The organism is Methanothermobacter sp. KEPCO 2 (genome assembly GCF_041228365.1).
Taxonomy (GTDB): domain Archaea; phylum Methanobacteriota; class Methanobacteria; order Methanobacteriales; family Methanothermobacteraceae; genus Methanothermobacter; species Methanothermobacter marburgensis.
On the sequence record NZ_CP166185.1, the window covers coordinates 1032157 to 1048563 of the forward strand.

The 16407-nt window shown below is 49.4% G+C and carries 13 protein-coding genes; 8 read left to right on the forward strand and 5 right to left on the reverse strand.

The genetic code is table 11. The features are described from left to right. Positions 1-37: 37 nt before the first annotated feature. The 4 genes from AB9H23_RS05470 to rimI all read right to left on the reverse strand — a co-directional run bounded on the left by AB9H23_RS05470 (position 38) and on the right by rimI (position 6226). Positions 38-1366, reverse strand: a complete 1329-nt coding sequence (locus tag AB9H23_RS05470) for a PKD domain-containing protein (RefSeq protein ID WP_370004443.1) — start codon at positions 1364-1366, stop codon at positions 38-40. Positions 1367-1433: 67 nt separating this feature from the next. Continuing rightward, on the reverse strand, positions 1434-4613 hold the full coding sequence (gene carB, locus AB9H23_RS05475) for a carbamoyl-phosphate synthase large subunit (protein WP_370004444.1): 3180 nt from the start codon (positions 4611-4613) through the stop codon (positions 1434-1436). A gap of 23 nt (positions 4614-4636) precedes the next feature. Next, positions 4637-5719 carry a glutamine-hydrolyzing carbamoyl-phosphate synthase small subunit gene (gene carA / locus AB9H23_RS05480; RefSeq protein ID WP_370004445.1) on the reverse strand — a complete coding sequence of 361 codons (1083 nt, stop codon included), beginning with the start codon at positions 5717-5719 and terminating at the stop codon, positions 4637-4639. Between the two features lie 39 nt (positions 5720-5758). Continuing rightward, complete coding sequence (gene rimI, locus AB9H23_RS05485; RefSeq protein ID WP_370004446.1) at positions 5759-6226, reverse strand: ribosomal protein S18-alanine N-acetyltransferase; 468 nt, start codon at positions 6224-6226, stop codon at positions 5759-5761. An 18-nt stretch (positions 6227-6244) separates the two neighbouring features. Here rimI and AB9H23_RS05490 point away from each other — a divergent pair, with 18 nt between their 5' ends. From AB9H23_RS05490 to cobK, 3 genes are all read left to right on the forward strand, one after another. Further along, a complete protein-coding gene (locus tag AB9H23_RS05490; RefSeq protein WP_370004448.1) occupies positions 6245-6631 on the forward strand; it encodes a UPF0146 family protein in 387 nt (128 codons plus the stop codon). A 206-nt stretch (positions 6632-6837) separates the two neighbouring features. Next, entirely contained in the window at positions 6838-9336 is a 2499-nt protein-coding gene (locus AB9H23_RS05495; RefSeq protein ID WP_370004449.1) for a calcium-transporting P-type ATPase, PMR1-type, read from the forward strand. A gap of 3 nt (positions 9337-9339) precedes the next feature. Next, positions 9340-10125, forward strand: coding sequence for a precorrin-6A reductase (cobK, locus tag AB9H23_RS05500; protein WP_370004450.1), 786 nt, complete (start codon positions 9340-9342; stop codon positions 10123-10125). 85 nt (positions 10126-10210) lie between these two features. On the opposite strand, the gene glp is transcribed toward cobK, so the two are convergent. Further along, positions 10211-11437 carry a gephyrin-like molybdotransferase Glp gene (glp, locus tag AB9H23_RS05505; RefSeq protein WP_370004451.1) on the reverse strand — a complete coding sequence of 409 codons (1227 nt, stop codon included), beginning with the start codon at positions 11435-11437 and terminating at the stop codon, positions 10211-10213. A 140-nt stretch (positions 11438-11577) separates the two neighbouring features. Between glp and eif1A the strand changes: the two genes are divergently transcribed. From eif1A to AB9H23_RS05530, 5 genes are all read left to right on the forward strand, one after another. Beyond that, complete coding sequence (gene eif1A / locus AB9H23_RS05510; protein ID WP_013296185.1) at positions 11578-11877, forward strand: translation initiation factor eIF-1A; 300 nt, start codon at positions 11578-11580, stop codon at positions 11875-11877. A 24-nt stretch (positions 11878-11901) separates the two neighbouring features. After that, positions 11902-12753: a serine protein kinase RIO gene (locus AB9H23_RS05515; protein WP_370004452.1), complete on the forward strand. Its 852-nt coding sequence runs from the start codon at positions 11902-11904 to the stop codon at positions 12751-12753. A 191-nt stretch (positions 12754-12944) separates the two neighbouring features. After that, on the forward strand, positions 12945-13511 hold the full coding sequence (locus tag AB9H23_RS05520) for a KH domain-containing protein (protein WP_370004453.1): 567 nt from the start codon (positions 12945-12947) through the stop codon (positions 13509-13511). A 189-nt stretch (positions 13512-13700) separates the two neighbouring features. Continuing rightward, entirely contained in the window at positions 13701-15275 is a 1575-nt protein-coding gene (gene top6B, locus AB9H23_RS05525) for a DNA topoisomerase VI subunit B (protein WP_370004454.1), read from the forward strand. Then, on the forward strand, positions 15268-16329 hold the full coding sequence (locus AB9H23_RS05530) for a DNA topoisomerase IV subunit A (protein WP_300476961.1): 1062 nt from the start codon (positions 15268-15270) through the stop codon (positions 16327-16329). Before top6B ends, AB9H23_RS05530 begins: the two co-directional genes overlap by 8 nt. Positions 16330-16407: the final 78 nt, after the last annotated feature.

A 16407-nucleotide genomic window follows, 5' to 3' on the forward strand; every position in this document is an offset into this window, starting at 1 on the left:
TGTGAGTTCATGAAGAAAGAATTAATGGAATAATTTTTCAGAATTTCCTGATGTTGTTTGTTTCTGATTTCTCAGAGACCTTGCCGTAGTAGTCTGTCTTAACCGTGCCCCGTGAGTACCTGTAGTAGGTCTTTAGTGTGACCGTCGCGCCAGGGTTCAGTGTGCCCGTGTACACCTGTTTATAGTTCCTTGTTGAATAGCTGCCATACCACACCCTTGTGTAGAAGTTTCTGGCTGCAGCTGTCCCCTGGTTCTTAACGTATATGTAGAGTGTGCTTCCAGATTTTCTTGTTCCCGTTACCACAAGGTCGGGTTTTGGGTTTCCAACCGTGATTGTCTTCTTCTTAACTGAGATTAATCCATTGCTATCCGTTGCTGTCAGTGAAACTGTGTAGTAGCCCTCCCTTGCATAGGTGTGGGTGACCTCTTCACATGCTGCTGTTGAGCCGTCGCCGAAGTTCCACTTGAGTGTTACTGTGTCGTTATCAGGGTCATATGCCATTGACCTGAAGGTGAACGTTCGAAGTGATTCTGAACCACAGTAGGTGTATGTGAAGTCTGCCACTGGTTTGCTTCCTGTGAAGTTGGGTTTGACCTTGTTTCTGTACCACTCCTCTGCGGCGGCATCATCATATGGTGTTGTATCGCTGGCTTTTGGGAAGGTGCCATTCCAGTCCCCCACAAAGGCTGCATATCCATGGTCGTTGCGCCAGATGGTTGTGCCATTGTAAACTGTGCTCTTATTTATAACCTCAAAGTTCTGCTGGTTGGCATCATAGAAGTTCCTGGAGCCGTTCAGGAAGTCGTATATTATCTCTGCACCATCCCATGCTGTGGCATAGTAGTTGGCGCCTGAACCTGTGAACATCCTTGAGAAGTGGTAGATGGTCTCTATGGGGTTTTTAACCTCATAATCCTCAACCCATCCGGTTGAGAAGCATGCGTGTAGTAATATTACGGGTATTCCTTCCTTGAAGGGCAGGTAAAAGGTCTGTCCATTGACCTGCACCATATCCCCTGCACCCCATATGTAGCCGTCACTTGCAACCAGTGAGAATGGGGGGCTGGCATATCCCCCACGGCAGTCATAGTTCCCTGACATGTATCCGCCATGGCCCGCATATATCACAGCATCTGCGCCGTACATACCCTTGAGTATATTCTTAACGGTTGCATTTCCCTTGTAGAGTTCAACTACCTGGTAGCCCCTGTTCTTGAGGGTTGTTGCAACCTTCTTTGCCTCATCATACATGCAGCTGCTATCTGAGAGGCTGTCTGCAACTATGAGTATGTGGGCCTCTGATAGGGGTAATGCAGTGAGTGATAATATTATGAATGCAGCGAGCATGAGTTTTCCATATCTCATGTCCTTCACCGATACATTCTATAATATCACAATAGTTTAAAATTTAAAAGAAAATTGGTGCCATGTATCACATCCCATGGTATTCGTCAAGGGACTTCACGGTTATCCTCCCAAGTCGAACAGCCTCAATGGCATTAAGGGCCGCCCTTGCCCCGGCGAGTGTCGTAACATAGGGTATTCCAAGTTCTACGGCCATTCTCCTTATTAGATAGCCATCGTCGGCTGACTGCTTCCCTGATGGTGTGTTGATTATGAGACCAACTTCACCATTGAGTATGGAGTCCCTTATGTTTGGTGACCCCTGGCTCACCTTCCTCACAACCTCTATATCTGCTATGTCACTGACCGCCCTTGCTGTCCCACGGGTTGCCATGATCTTGAAGCCCAGGTCGCTGGCCTTCTTAACGATGTCGGCTATCTTGTCCTTATCCTGGTCCCTGACGCTTATGAATACCTTGCCCTCTGTGAGGAGGTCCATGCTGGCAGATAGCTGGGACTTGTAGTAGGCTATCCCGAAGTTCTCATCGATACCCATTGCCTCGCCGGTGGATTTCATCTCAGGGCCCAGCACAGAGTCTGCCCCTGGCAGTTTTATGAAGGGGAACACTGACTCCTTCACCGCCACATGGTCTATCTCCTTCTCCTCTGTTAGTCCAAGGTCCCTGAGTTTTGCCCCCATCATCAGCCTTGCAGCAATCTTGGCAAGTGGAACACCGGTGGCCTTGCTGACGAATGGAACGGTGCGGCTGGCCCGGGGGTTCGCCTCGAGTATGTAAACTGACGGGTCAGAGTCGGGTTTCACCGCGTACTGAATGTTTATTAAGCCCACAACATCAAGTTCAAGGGCCAGTTTCCTTGTGTACTCCTTTATGGTTTCAATTATCTCCTTTGGGATGCTCTGGGGTGGTATCACACATGCCGAGTCCCCTGAATGGACCCCTGCCTCCTCTATGTGCTCCATTATCCCCCCAATGTATACGTCGGTTCCATCGGAGAGTGCGTCCACGTCAACCTCTATTGCATCCTCAAGGAACTTATCCACCAGGATGGGATGTTCGGGGGATACCCTCACAGCCTCCTTCATGTACTCCTCAAGTTCCCTCTCATCGTAGACTATCTCCATTGCCCTTCCACCGAGGACATATGATGGCCGTACAAGTACAGGGTAGCCTATGCGTTCAGCCACCTCCCTTGCATCCTCAAAGGACTTGGCGATTCCGTAGGGTGCCTGTGGTATCCCCAGCCTATCCAGGACACGGGTGAACCTTTCACGGTCCTCAACCCTGTCTATGCTCTCATGTGGTGTTCCCAGTATCCTGACACCCTCCTCTGCCAGGGGTACGGCAAGGTTTATGGATGTCTGGCCCCCAAACTGTACCACGACGCCCTCAGGTTTCTCCTTATCTATCACAGCAAGGACGTCCTCCAGTGTGAGGGGTTCAAAGTAGAGCTTATCAGATATGTCATAATCTGTACTCACGGTTTCAGGGTTGTTGTTGACCATTATGGTCTCATAACCATCCTCAGTGAGGGCCATTGCAGCATGTACACAGCAGTAATCGAATTCTATACCCTGACCTATCCTTATTGGACCTGAACCTATGATGAGGACCTTCTTCCTGTCTGAGACCTCAACCTCATCCTCAAGGTCATAGCAGCCATAGTAGTAGGGTGTTTTCGCCTCAAATTCGGCTGCGCAAGTATCAACCATCTTGTAGACAGGTTTTATATTATTCTTGAGCCTCAGGGACCTTATTTCTGATTCTGCAAGCCCTGTTATTGATGCCAGCCTTGAATCTGAAAACCCCATCCTCTTTGCCTTGAGGAGGACCCTGGGATCCCTCAGGGATTCTCTGTTGAGGGATGACTCAAAGTTCACTATGTTCAAGATCTTCTCCAGGAAAAAAGGGTCTATCCTCGTAAGTTCATGTATCTCCTCTATACCCATACCGTCCTTAAGGGCTGTGTAGATCTGGAACAGTCTAAGGTCAGTGGGGTTCTCAAGGTCCTTCCTTGTGTAGGGTATCTCCATGAAGCCATCAGCGCCTATATCAAGGGATCTTATGGCCTTGTTAAGGGATTCCTCAAGGGTTCTTCCTATGGCCATGACCTCCCCTGTGGATTTCATCTGAACCCCTATCTCCCTGCTTATCCCCCTGAACTTATCAAAGGGCCACCTTGGAATCTTTGTCACAATGTAGTCGATGGATGGCTCAAAGGATGCCGGTGTCTCCTTTGTTATGTCATTCTCTATCTCATCGAGGGTCATCCCAACGGCGATCTTGGCGGCGATCTTGGCTATGGGGTAACCTGTGGCCTTTGATGCAAGTGCACTGCTCCTGCTCACCCTCGGGTTCACCTCTATGACCTTGTACTCGCCGGTCTGCGGGTGGACAGCGAACTGTATGTTGCAGCCCCCCTCAATCCCGAGGGCCCTTATGATCTTTATTGCCGCATCCCTCAGCCTCTGATTGTCCTCGTCACTGAGGGTCTGGGCCGGTGCAACCACCACGCTCTCCCCGGTGTGTATGCCCATGGGGTCGATGTTCTCCATGTTACAGACGATTATGCAGGTGTCGTTGCGGTCCCTCATGACCTCATACTCGAATTCCTTCCAGCCAAGTACAGACTGGTCTATGAGGACCTGGTTGATGAAACTCATCTCAAGGCCCCTGGTGGCTATCTCAATGAGTTCATCGCGGTTGTGGGCCACCCCGCCACCTGTACCCCCAAGGGTGAACGCGGGCCTCACTATAACAGGATAACCTATCTCCTCAACAGCTTCAAGGGCCTCTTCAACTGAATTTACCGCTCTTGCTGCGGGTACTGGCTCGTTGAGTTTCTTCATGAAACTGTCAAAGAGGTCACGGTCCTCAACGTTTCTTATGGTCTCAATGGAGGATCCTATAACCCTCACACCCTCGAGGGCGCCCATCTCTGCAAGACCCGTTGCAACGTTGAGGCCTGTCTGTCCCCCCATGGTTGGGAGTACCGCGTCGGGTTTCTCCTTCTCGATTATCTTTGCAACTATCTCAGGTGTGAGGGGCTCCACATAGACCCTGTCAGCCATTTCCATGTCGGTCTGGATGGTGGCAGGGTTTGAGTTCACGAGTACTGTCTCAATCCCCTCCTCCCTCAGTGATTTGCATGCCTGAGAACCTGAATAATCAAATTCAGCAGCCTGCCCTATCTGTATAGGGCCAGATCCTATGATAAGTACCTTGTTGATGCTTTCATCCCGCGGCATTTTATCCCCATCTTCCTCTTATCCTAGTATTCTTTCATAACACTTACAAGACGATCAAAGATGTTCACAGTATCATGTGGTCCTGGTCCTGCCTCAGGGTGGTACTGGACACTGAAAACCGGGAGTTCCCTGTGCTCTATTGCCTCAGGTGTCCCGTCGTTGAGGTTTAGCTGTGTGATCTCAATATCCGTCCCCCTTACTGAGTCCGGGTCGATGGTGAACCCGTGGTTCTGGGATGTTATTGAGACTGTACCTGTCCTTAGGTCCTTCACCGGCTGGTTTATACCTCTGTGCCCGAATTTCATCTTGTATATGCTGGCCCCGAATGCAAGGCCGATTATCTGCTGTCCAAGACATATCCCGAATATGGGCAGCTGTTCTGATAGTGTTCTGACCGTGCTTATGGCCTTCTTCACCCTTGTGGGGTCACCAGGTCCGCTTGATATTAGGAGCGCGTCAGGGTCATATTCCATTATTTCCTCTGGCTCCATTCTGTATGGCACAACAGCAACACCAACATCCCTTTCAAGGAGGGCTTTTATGCTGTTTCTCTTGATTCCGCAGTCAACTATAACAACCCTCCTCTCTGCGTCCTCATTCATGGTGACCGGTTCGGTAACACATACCTGGTCCACAAGGTCAATCTCGGTTATGTCCGGTTGATTCACTGCCAGTTCAAGGAGTTCATCATCATCAATCTCCTCTGTTGCAAGGGCACCCTTCATGGTACCCCTCTCCCTTATCTTTATGGTGAGAGCCCTCGTGTCAACACCCGCTATGCCAGGGATTTCATATTCCTCCAGGAACTCTGAGAGTGTCTTTTCTGATAGCTGATGTGAGGGTTTCTGGCATTCCTCCCTCACTATCAGGCCCTCGGCCTTTATACCATCTGACTGGTACCATTTCTCAGATATTCCATAGTTACCCTGCAGGGGGTAGGTTGGCATGAGTATCTGGCCCTTGTATGAGGGGTCTGTGAGTGATTCAACATAACCCGTCATCCCGGTTGCAAATACAACTTCCCCCGTCTTCACTGTTTCAAATCCAAATGCCTCTCCTTTTATTATCGTACCATCTTCCAAGGCTAATTTTGCTTCCCTAAACATTTCACCACCGTGATCATGACTTCTGACTGATTAGATTAATTAATATTCATGACCATAAGGAGAATCTCCTTCAGAGTGGAAATCCATCCTCATAACCACAGCGTCCTCTCCATCCTCATAGTAGTTTGCTATAACCTTCTCCTCACTGAAGCCAAGGGCCCTGTAGAAATTTATGGCCCCTCTATTCTTTGCCCTTACCTCCAGTTTAATATTTTTAATATGAAATTTTTCAAATATACCTATGGCTGTCCTCACAAGTTCAGCCCCAACACCCTGACGGCGGTAATCTTTATCAACTGCAAGTGAGATAATATGACCTTCATCCTCAAATCGGATCCAGAATATTATGAATCCAACGACCCTGCCGTCCTCCTGGGCCACGAGGAAACCTGCTCCAAGGTTGTATATATCCCTCAGGAGGTGTGCCGGGTAGGGATCAGCAAATGATTCCCTCTCAATCTTCAGAACCGTTTTAAGGTCCTGTGGTCTGAATTCCCTTACTATCATCTCTATCTCCGTGGTACAATGTGGAAAGATCTTGCACTTTACATAATCAGGAGTTCGCAGCCATCCGACCGTGTTGTTGAGGTTGGTGCCGGTAGATTCCTGTATGTTTCAGATTATATCATGAAACATTCAAAAGTTGATTTGGTTCTAACAGATATTAAACCTTCCCGTGGGGACATAATTTACGATGACATCACATCACCGGATATGGATATCTACAGGGATGCCGCCACAATATACTCCATAAGACCCCCATCTGAACTCCACAACCCCCTTATGATGGTAGCGGACGCAGCTGGTGCCCGGCTGATCATAAAACCACTCACTGGGGAAAATATAGCCACAGAAAAACCCATGAAACTTGTAAATTACAGAAAAAGCTTTTTCTACGAGTACAGTCCATAAACCATCTGATTTTTTATGATGTCCTCAAAAGCGGCTTACCTGAGATGATATATGATTCATAGGTGATCCCACCACAATCACACCACTTCATTAATAATATATACTTTATAAACTGGATAATGAATGTCACTGGGTAATCCAATTCAAAAAATATCATGATCCTAGATCTCAAGAAAATTACCAAAATAAATTGAAAAGTGTTAAAAATGAAATGGGCCACGATGAGTGTAAAGGAAGTCTTGAAGGAACTTAAAACGTCAGAAAATGGTTTAAATTCAGATGAAGCAGCCAGAAGACTTGAAACTTATGGTAAAAACGAACTGGTTGAGGAGAAAAAGGCAGGTCCCCTCAGAATGTTCCTTGCCCAGTTCATGGATATACTCATCATACTACTCATACTTGCGGCTGTGGCATCCTACTTTGTGGGTGATGTGCTCGATTCTGCAGTCATACTCTTCGTGGTGGTTGTGAATGCCACAGTTGGCTTCATACAGGAATACAGGGCCGAAAAAGCAATGGAGAAACTCAAGGGCCTGGTATCAACTGAGGCCACGGTTATAAGGGATGGTATGACCCAGAAAATACCCGCCTCTGAGCTCACAATAGGAGATATTGTAATCATAGAGGAGGGAGACAATGTACCTGCAGACATCAGACTCATAGAAGCCTATGACCTCCGCATAGACGAATCCACCCTCACAGGAGAATCCATACCCGTCCAGAAGACACATGAAGACCCTGAGGATGAAAGGGATGTTATCGCATTCATGGACTCTGACGTTGTATCAGGTCGCGGTAAGGGTGCCGTAATAGCGGTGGGTATGGATACCTCAATAGGCAGGATAGCCGAGATGATACAGGAGGATGAGGGTAAGACACCTCTGCAGGAGAAGATAGCCTCCCTTGGAAAAAGCCTTGGGCTCATAGCGGTGGTTGTATGTGCCATGGTATTCGCCATACAGTTCCTCCGCGGACTTCCACTGGTTGACACCTTCATGACCGCTGTTTCACTTGCAGTTGCCTCAGTACCTGAGGGCCTTCCCGCCATACTGACACTAACCCTTGCACTGGGTATGCAGAGGATGGCCCGGAGCAATGCCATTGTAAGGAGGCTCCTTGCAGTTGAAACCCTGGGTTCATGTTCAGTTATCTGCACCGACAAGACGGGTACACTCACCCATAACCGTATGACGGTGAGGGAATCAGAGCTCACCTCACCAGAGATGGCACTCCTTGTATCAGCACTCTGCAACAACGCCACAATCTCAGATGATAGGGTCATAGGTGACCCAACCGATGCAGCCATGCTGAGCTTTGCGGATGAAAATGGATACAGCAGGAAGGAGCTTGAGGAGAAATACCCCCGTCTCATGGAGATACCCCTTGACAGTAAAAGGAAGAGGATGACCACCATAAACCAGCTGGCTGACGGGCGATACCTCCTCATCAAGGGGGCCCCTGAGATAATACTCGGCAGATGCAGTTACGTGGATTATAACGGCTCCCTGAGGGCAATGGATGATGATGAACTGGCTAAATGGATGTCCAGACTCAACGATATGACATCAAGGGCCCTCCGTGTTCTGGCCCTTGCATACCGGAAACTGCCTGATGGCGAGGATGAGGAGAGGGACCTTGTGTTCGCTGGCCTCGTCGGTATGATGGACCCTCCACGAAAGGAGGCTGCAGATGCCATAGAGACATGCAGGAAGGCGGGTATAAAGGTTGTTATGATCACAGGCGACCACAGGGACACTGCGGTTGCCATAGCACGTGAACTGGGGCTCATGGATGATGGTCTGGCCCTCACAGGAAGGGAACTCGATGATCTCTCTGATGATGAATTCGAGGAGATGGCGGAGGACGTGAGGGTCTATGCCCGTGTTTTCCCTGAACAGAAGGTCAGAATAGTTGAGGCCCTCCAGAGGCGGGGCCACGTGGTTGCCATGACCGGTGATGGTGTAAACGACGCCCCCGCCCTCAAGAAGGCCGCTATAGGTGTTGCCATGGGCAGCGGGACGGACGTGGCAAGGGAATCCTCTGACATGGTGCTCCAGGATGATAACTTCGCAACGATAGTTAAGGCGGTGAGGGAGGGGCGGACCATCTTCGATAACATAAGGCGCTTCGTTAAGTTCCAGCTTTCAACAAACGTCGGGGCCATCCTCACAATCGTATCGGCCTCGCTCATCAACCTTCCTGTGCCATTCAACCCGATACAGATACTCTGGATAAACATAATAATGGACGGTCCCCCTGCACAGTCCCTTGGTGTTGAGCCCCCTGAATCCGATATAATGCTCAGAAAACCGGAGAGGGAGGATATAATGCCAAGGAGGAACCTGCTGCGTATAGTAATTGCAGGTGCTGTCATGGCAGCAGGGACGCTGGGGCTCTACATGTACATGCTCTCCTCAGGGAACGGTGTTGAGCGGGCGATGACAGTTGCATTCACGGTCTTTGTGATGTTCCAGATATTCAACGTATTCAACTGCAAGTCAAGGACCGGGTTTTCCAACAGGACTCTCCTTGTTGCTGTTGCAGCCTCTCTCCTGCTGCAGATCCTTGTGGTCTACCTTGCACCCCTGGAGGGTGTGTTCAGGACCGTCCCCCTCACGGTTACAGACTGGATCCTCATAATCGCAGTGGCTTCCCTCATACTGATTGCGGAGGCCATCATGAGGCTTGCTGACGGGCGGGAATGACCTATGAATGTTATTGTGATGGCAGGGACCAGGGATGCCCGGAGAATCATAGAAAAACTCTCAAGGGATCCTCGAATTGATATAACAGCCACAGCAACCACCGAATACGGTGCTGAGCTCGCTGAAAGTTCAGGGGCATTAAGAACAGTCAGAGGGCCCCTTGACAGGTCCGGGTTGAGCGGACTGATAGATGAAATCGGCGCTGAACTCCTCATAGACGCCACCCACCCCTTCGCGGCAAGGGCCACTGAAAATGCGCTCCTGGCATGCCAGGATACAGGCATAACCTACCTGAGGTTCGAAAGACCACGGCTGGATATTGAGGGCGCCATAAGGGTTGACTCATTCAGGGAGGCTGGGGAGGTGGCCTCATCACTCCTCAGGGAGGGTGAGGTGGCGATGCACCTTGCAGGGATCTCAACACTACCTGAGGTTCTTGATTCACTGGGTCCAGAGAGGGTTGCCGTCCGGGTCCTGCCACAGACCTCATCAATTGAGGCATGCCACAGGCTCGGGGTGCCCCCCGAACAGATCATCGCAATGCAGGGCACATTCTCCCCAGAGATGAACAGGGTGCTCATGAAGGAATACCGTGCAGGTGCGGTTATCACCAAGGACAGTGGTGAGACAGGGGGTCTCCGTGAGAAGGTTGCCGCTGCATCAGAGCTTGGAATACCCATCATCCTCGTTGAGAGGCCAAGGGTTGACCTGAAAGGCGAGACGGTATTCCATGACATTAATGAACTTGTGGAATATGTCACAGATATCCTGAATAGAAAAAGAAACTGATAACTGCTTTTAATCTTAAAGAACATGCGCTAAAAAAATTTAGAATAGAAACTGATAACTGCTTTTAAATCTTTAAAGAATAAGTTCACCGGTTCTCAAAGAGGACAACCTCAACCTCCTCTCCCTCATTGAGTATCTCAACGTTCTTTGGCACCTCAATGTATCCATCGGCCCCTGCAAGGGCTGCTATTGCACCGGAATCCCTGAATATGGGCCTTGCATACTGGCCATCAACCCTCACGAGGGCATACTGGACCCTGCCCCTTGATGAGTGGAATCTCTCGGCAAGTTTAAGTGTCTTCACAGAGCCTTCAGGGGCTTTTATTCCCGAAAGTTCCCTGAGGAATGGTTCTACGATTGATCTGAAAACCAGAAGGGCTGCAACCGGGAAACCAGGGAGCCCAACCACCATCTTACCGTCAACCACTCCCACTATGGTGGGCTTACCCGGCTTCATGGAGATGCCGTGAATGACCACCTCACCAAGATCCTCAAGCACATCCGCCAGGACATCGCCCGCCCCTGCAGAGGTGCCGCCTGAGGTTATAACGAGGTCCGCTTTACCCAGCCCCTCAATGAGGGCACTTCTGAGTTCATCGTAATCATCCCTAATTATACCCCCACGGCTGACACTGCAGCCGGCATCCCTGAGGGCCGCAGATATTCCCAGAGAATTTGAATCAAATATCTTTGCAGGTTCAAGTCTCCCTGAGGGCTCAGTGAGTTCATTACCCGTTGATATGACATGTGCCGATGGTCTCGATACAACCTTCACCGAGGTGACACCTGCAGCTGAAAGCGCCGCGATCTTGTCGGGTGAGAGTACCCTTCCTCCCCCCACAAGTACACTCCCCGCCTCAATATCAGATCCAGCCGCCGCGATATGCTGCGAGGGGTATGCCGGCCTATGGATGTAGACGTCCTCACCACTAACCTCAGTGTACTCAACCATGACAACTGCATCGGCACCCTCAGGTACCGGTGCCCCCGTACTTATCCTGGTGCATGAACCGCTTTCAACTCTCCCTGATGGCAAAGAGCCTGCCTCAACCGTCTCGATACACCTGAGCCTCACCGGTTTCTCATCGCTTGCCCCGAAGGTATCTGAGGCCACCACCGCATACCCATCCCGGGATGCCCTGTCAAATGGTGGCAGGTCGATGGGGCTTTTAACATCCTCTGCAAGTACCCTCCCAAGTGCATCATCAATATTAACGGTTTCGGAACCTCCACTGTAAAGTTTCCTGAAGAGATCGGCCATTATCCTCCTTGCATCGTCCAGATCGATTATATCAAGAAATTCGACTCCCATTGGATCACCATGAAAAGCAGTCTAAGCAATTTATTTATATCTGCACCGGTAATAAATTATACTGTCTATTTCTTTGATTGCTGAATGTGTAATCGCATTAGAATCAAAGTTAATCAACGAAAAAAAGAGGAGGAGAGTATTTGAGTAGAGGACATCAGACACAGGAAGTTAGGCGTGTGAGGACGCCCAGGAAGGGCGAGATACCTGGAGTTGTTGAGCAGATAATGGGGCACGGGAAGCTCAAGGTGAGGTGTGCCGATGGCCATATAAGGCTCGGCAGGATCCCGGGCAAGATGAAGAAGAGGATATGGATCCGTGAGGGTGACGTTGTACTTGTGAAGCCATGGGAGTTCCAGAGCGAGGAGAAGGCCGATATAGTGTGGAGGTACACCCGTACAGAGTCCAACTGGCTTGAGAGGAAGGGCTACCTCAAACTCTGATTGTCCCGAGAGAAGTTGATTTTAATGGATCCTGAAGAAACAGGGCAGGCCCCTGAACTCAGGGCACTTAAATCAGGGGCTGTGGATAGGGTAGACTCTGATCTTGGACGGATGGAGGCCGTCAAGAGGTTGAAGGGTGTTGAGGACCGAAGGGTGGGAAGTGAGGTCTTTGATGAGCTTACCCTCAAAACACTCTACAAGCTTGCCAACTCAGGTTACCTTGCGGTGCTCAATGGTGCTGTGAGCACAGGTAAGGAGGCGAATGTCTTCAAGGGTATAACCGATAACGACGAATTTGTTGCTGTCAAGATCTACCGTGTCGCCACATCTGACTTCAAGAAGATGCAGTACTACATACAGGGCGACCCGAGATTCAGGGTGAGGACAACCAACAGACGCCAGCTTGTCCAGGCCTGGGTTAACAAGGAGTTCAGGAATCTGAAAAGGGCCCTTGAAGCGGGTGTCCGTGTGCCAGAACCCGTGGTTGCAAGGGACAACATACTCATAATGGAGTTCATCGGCGATGACGGTGAACCGGCTCCCACCATGAGGGAGGTTCCACCTGATGACCCTGCGAGGGTCCTTGAGTTGATAGTTGAGTACATGCACCGCCTTTACACTGGTGCAAGGCTTGTGCATGGGGATCTATCCTTCTTCAACATACTGAACCATTCAGGAGAACCAGTTATAATCGATGTATCCCAGGCAATGGTCCTTGACCACCCACTGGCCATGGAACTCCTTGAAAGGGATATAAAGAACGTGGTCCGTGACTTTAAAAGGCTGGGGGTCAGTGTAAGTGAGGATGATATAAGGAAAAAAATTAAAAAAGAACCTGAGCCCCCTGCAAAAACCAACAACCAGGAAAAGAATTAAAGAACTGCGGAAAAAACCACAACCTGACAGAAAGAATTAAAAAAGAAAACCTTAAAACATTACCTGGAACCTGAAAAGAAGGATCCATCCCAGATAACAGAGCAGAAATGGAAACTCCACTGGATACTTTACAGGAAGTTATTGTAGGTTTTATAAACGTTTATCCTTATTTATTCATTGAGGTGAATCAGATGCCCACCGAGGAATATCTCAAAATACCCCGAGAAAGGGTTGGAGTTCTGATAGGTAAAAATGGTGAGGTCAAGTCACAGATTGAGCGCCTCACCCAGACAGACCTTGAAATTGACAGCGAAACCGGTGCAGTTACACTCATACCCCAGGATGAACTCGACGACCCCCTGTCACCATGGAAGGCAAGGAACATAGTTAGGGCCATAGGACGTGGCTTCAACCCGGAGGTTGCCCTCCGGCTCCTGGATGACGATGTTGCCCTTGACATCATCAAGATAACCGACTATGTCGGTAAATCCAAAAAGGCCATAGCAAGGCAGAAAGGTCGTGTAATAGGTAGGGGTGGTATAACCAGACGCATAATCCATGATATGACCGGTGTGGATATATCGGTCTATGGAAAAACCGTTGCATTGATAGGTGAATTTGAAAAACTCTCTGTTGCAAGGGAAGCCGTTGAAATGATACTTAATGGCGCCAGGCACAAGTCTGTGTACGCATTTCTTGAAAAGAAGAAACAGGAAATGAAAATGAAGGAGTTTCAGGAAGGCGTTAAATTCATGTAAACTCCACCATAAACCTGTTTTTTGTGAGGGCGAATTTCAATTATTTCACATGTATCGCCCAACCTATGCTTTCTGTAATAGTTACATCTAGGGGTATAAGTTTATATGCTATAAGTTACACATATGTGTATATGAACATGGGATCCCATGTGTATTATCCTGTGAAAAATTATTTAAGGAGGCGAACTTTTGGCTAGGCAAGCTTTGGATCTCTTTGACGAAGGATTCCAGGAACTCACTCCCTCAGAATTCTTCAGGAAAAACAAGCAGATGCTGGGTTTTACAGGGAAAATAAGGTCACTGACGATAGTTTTTCATGAACTCATAACAAACAGTTTTGACGCCGCAGAGGAGGCAGGTATACTCCCTGAGATCAAAATAGATCTCAAGAGAATTGGTAAGGACCACTACATCCTAAGACACCAGGACAACGGCCCCGGGATACCTGAAAAGTACATTCCAAAGGTATTCTGTACCATGTTCGCCGGGTCCAAATTCAGGAACATCCAGTCCAGGGGGCAGCAGGGACTTGGATGCAGTGGTTGCGTGCTATTATCCCAGATGACCACAGGTAAGCCCATAAAGGTCATATCAGGGACCAGGGAAAACGGCGAACTCAAGGGGGTCAAGATGACCCTCAAGATGGACGTTAAGAAAAACCAGGGCCTCATACTCGAAAAGGAGGATGTGGAGGTTGAGGACACAGGGGTCTGCATAGAGCTCCACTTCAAGGACGTCTCCTACTCGCTCTCAGAGCAGGGGGCCTACGAGTACATAAGGAGGACAATGATAGCCAACCCCCATGCAAAGATAATATTCAATGACCCCACAGGGAACCGCTACGTATTCAACAGGGCATCAGACGTCATCCCACCAATGCCAAAGGAGGTCCTCCCCCACCCATGGGGTGTCACAGCCGATGACCTCATATTCATGGCAAAGCACACCGACAAGAGACGCTTCAGGAGCATGCTTACAAGCAACCTCTCAAGGATGTCCTCCAAGAAGATCAAGGAACTCGAAGAACTCACCGGCATAGACCTCAACAAGCGCCCCAAGGACATGAAGTGGGAGGAGGCCGAGAGCATAGTTGAGGCATTCAAGAAGATGAAGTTCATGTCACCACCAACCTCAGGCCTCATACCCATTGGAGAGGAGCAGATTGAGAAGGGTATGAGGGAGATACTCCAGCCAGAGTTCACCGCCACCGTGACAAGGAAACCCAAAACCTACCGTGGTGGTATAGCCTTTGTGGTTGAGGCCGGTATAGCCTACGGTGGAAACTCCGGTAGAATGGTTGGTGACCAGAGGAAGGCCGAGATAATGAGGTTCGCCAACAGGGTCCCCCTTACCTTTGACGCAGGCAGCTGCGCAATAACCGAGGGTGTTAAGAGCCTTGACTGGAGGCGCTACGGCATAAGGGACCTTGAAAATACGCCGCTCACCATATTCGTGAATATCGTATCAACCAACGTCCCTTACCTCTCAACAGGTAAGCAGAGCGTGGCACCTGAACCTGAAATACTCCATGAGATCAGGCAGGCCACCATGATAGCTGCAAGAAAACTCTACAAGTACCTCAGGAAGAAGAAGGCCGCCAAGGAGGAGGCTGAGAGGGCCAAGGTATTTGAAACATACGTTCCGGTGATCATAAAGCAGGCGGCTCTCCTGGCAGAGAGGGAGGCACCTGATTACAGGGAACTCCTGGACACAGTTACAAGAAGGGCAAAACTTGAAATTCTGGGGGAATCACTAGATGAATAGAAGGGAAATAGCCATTAACAAACTTAAAAGTCTTGGAGACGTCATACTCGACGATGTGAGCCGTGGGAAGATCCCCAGGATAAAGGTTCCATCAAGGGGTACATCCAACATAATCTATGATGAAGAGAAGAGGCACTACATCCTGGGTGACCGCTACGGTACACGTTCAATGGGTAATGTGAAGCAGATAAAGAAGATAGGTCAGATGCTATACACCGCCAACTTCTGCAAGGACCTGGTGGCAAGGGAGAAAACCGCCACCCTCAGGGAGCTCTACTACATCTCAGAGGGATGGGAGGTGGACTTTGCAGACCAGCAGGAATCCAACATCGTTGGAGAGGACCTTGAGGTTACCCTGGGAATGACCAGGGAGGAGCTGGGTCTCATGCCAGAGGAGGACGGCGCATCTGTCTACGGTGCCCTGACGGTCCGTGAGGGTGATATAGAGATAAACGCCCTCAGATCTGGCAAATCAGGTTACAACATATCACCCACCATAGATGAGGTTGAATTCGTGGATCACGATGTTGAACGTGTCATTGCGGTAGAGACAATGGGTATGTTCCACCGTCTCGTGCAGGAGAAGGCCTACAAGAAGTTCGACGCCCTCATCGTTGGGCTTAAGGGTCAGGCCGCAAGGGCAACCAGGAGGTTCATAAAGAGGGTCAACGAGGAACTGGACCTTCCAGTGTACATCTGTAACGACGGAGACCCATGGGGATTCCACATCGCCATGGTCATAATCTCAGGGAGTGCGAAGCTCGCCCATGTGAACCACCAGCTTGCAACCCCGGATGCAAAGTTCCTGGGGGTTACGGCAAGTGACATAATAAACTATGACCTCCCCACAGATCCCCTCAAGGACATCGATGTGGTGAGGCTCAAGGAACTCCTGAACGATCCAAGGTACAGGGATGAGTTCTGGAAGACCGAAATAAAGAAGATGCTGAAGATCGGTAAGAAGGCAGAACAGCAGTCCTTCTCGAAATATGGTCTTGAGTACGTGGTTGACACGTATCTTCCAGAGAAACTTGAAGCCGTGGAGAACCAGTAAAACTGTCTCCATAACTTTTGTTTTTATTTATTTTTTAGAATAAGAGAATTCCTCATGTCTTAAACTCAACTGGTTTTT

What these genes read in the sequence shown, in the direction of transcription:
- AB9H23_RS05515 (WP_370004452.1), top strand. Translation starts at nt 11,902, where the DNA reads ATGGATCCTGAAGAAACAGGGCAGGCCCCTGAACTCAGGGCACTTAAA.
- glp (WP_370004451.1), bottom strand. Translation starts at nt 11,437, where the DNA reads ATGGGAGTCGAATTTCTTGATATAATCGATCTGGACGATGCAAGGAGG.
- cobK (WP_370004450.1), top strand. Translation starts at nt 9,340, where the DNA reads ATGAATGTTATTGTGATGGCAGGGACCAGGGATGCCCGGAGAATCATA.
- AB9H23_RS05495 (WP_370004449.1), top strand. Translation starts at nt 6,838, where the DNA reads ATGAAATGGGCCACGATGAGTGTAAAGGAAGTCTTGAAGGAACTTAAA.
- AB9H23_RS05520 (WP_370004453.1), top strand. Translation starts at nt 12,945, where the DNA reads ATGCCCACCGAGGAATATCTCAAAATACCCCGAGAAAGGGTTGGAGTT.
- carB (WP_370004444.1), bottom strand. Translation starts at nt 4,613, where the DNA reads ATGCCGCGGGATGAAAGCATCAACAAGGTACTTATCATAGGATCTGGC.
- AB9H23_RS05490 (WP_370004448.1), top strand. Translation starts at nt 6,245, where the DNA reads ATGTGGAAAGATCTTGCACTTTACATAATCAGGAGTTCGCAGCCATCC.
- carA (WP_370004445.1), bottom strand. Translation starts at nt 5,719, where the DNA reads ATGTTTAGGGAAGCAAAATTAGCCTTGGAAGATGGTACGATAATAAAA.
- AB9H23_RS05470 (WP_370004443.1), bottom strand. Translation starts at nt 1,366, where the DNA reads ATGAGATATGGAAAACTCATGCTCGCTGCATTCATAATATTATCACTC.
- rimI (WP_370004446.1), bottom strand. Translation starts at nt 6,226, where the DNA reads ATGATAGTAAGGGAATTCAGACCACAGGACCTTAAAACGGTTCTGAAG.
- AB9H23_RS05530 (WP_300476961.1), top strand. Translation starts at nt 15,268, where the DNA reads ATGAATAGAAGGGAAATAGCCATTAACAAACTTAAAAGTCTTGGAGAC.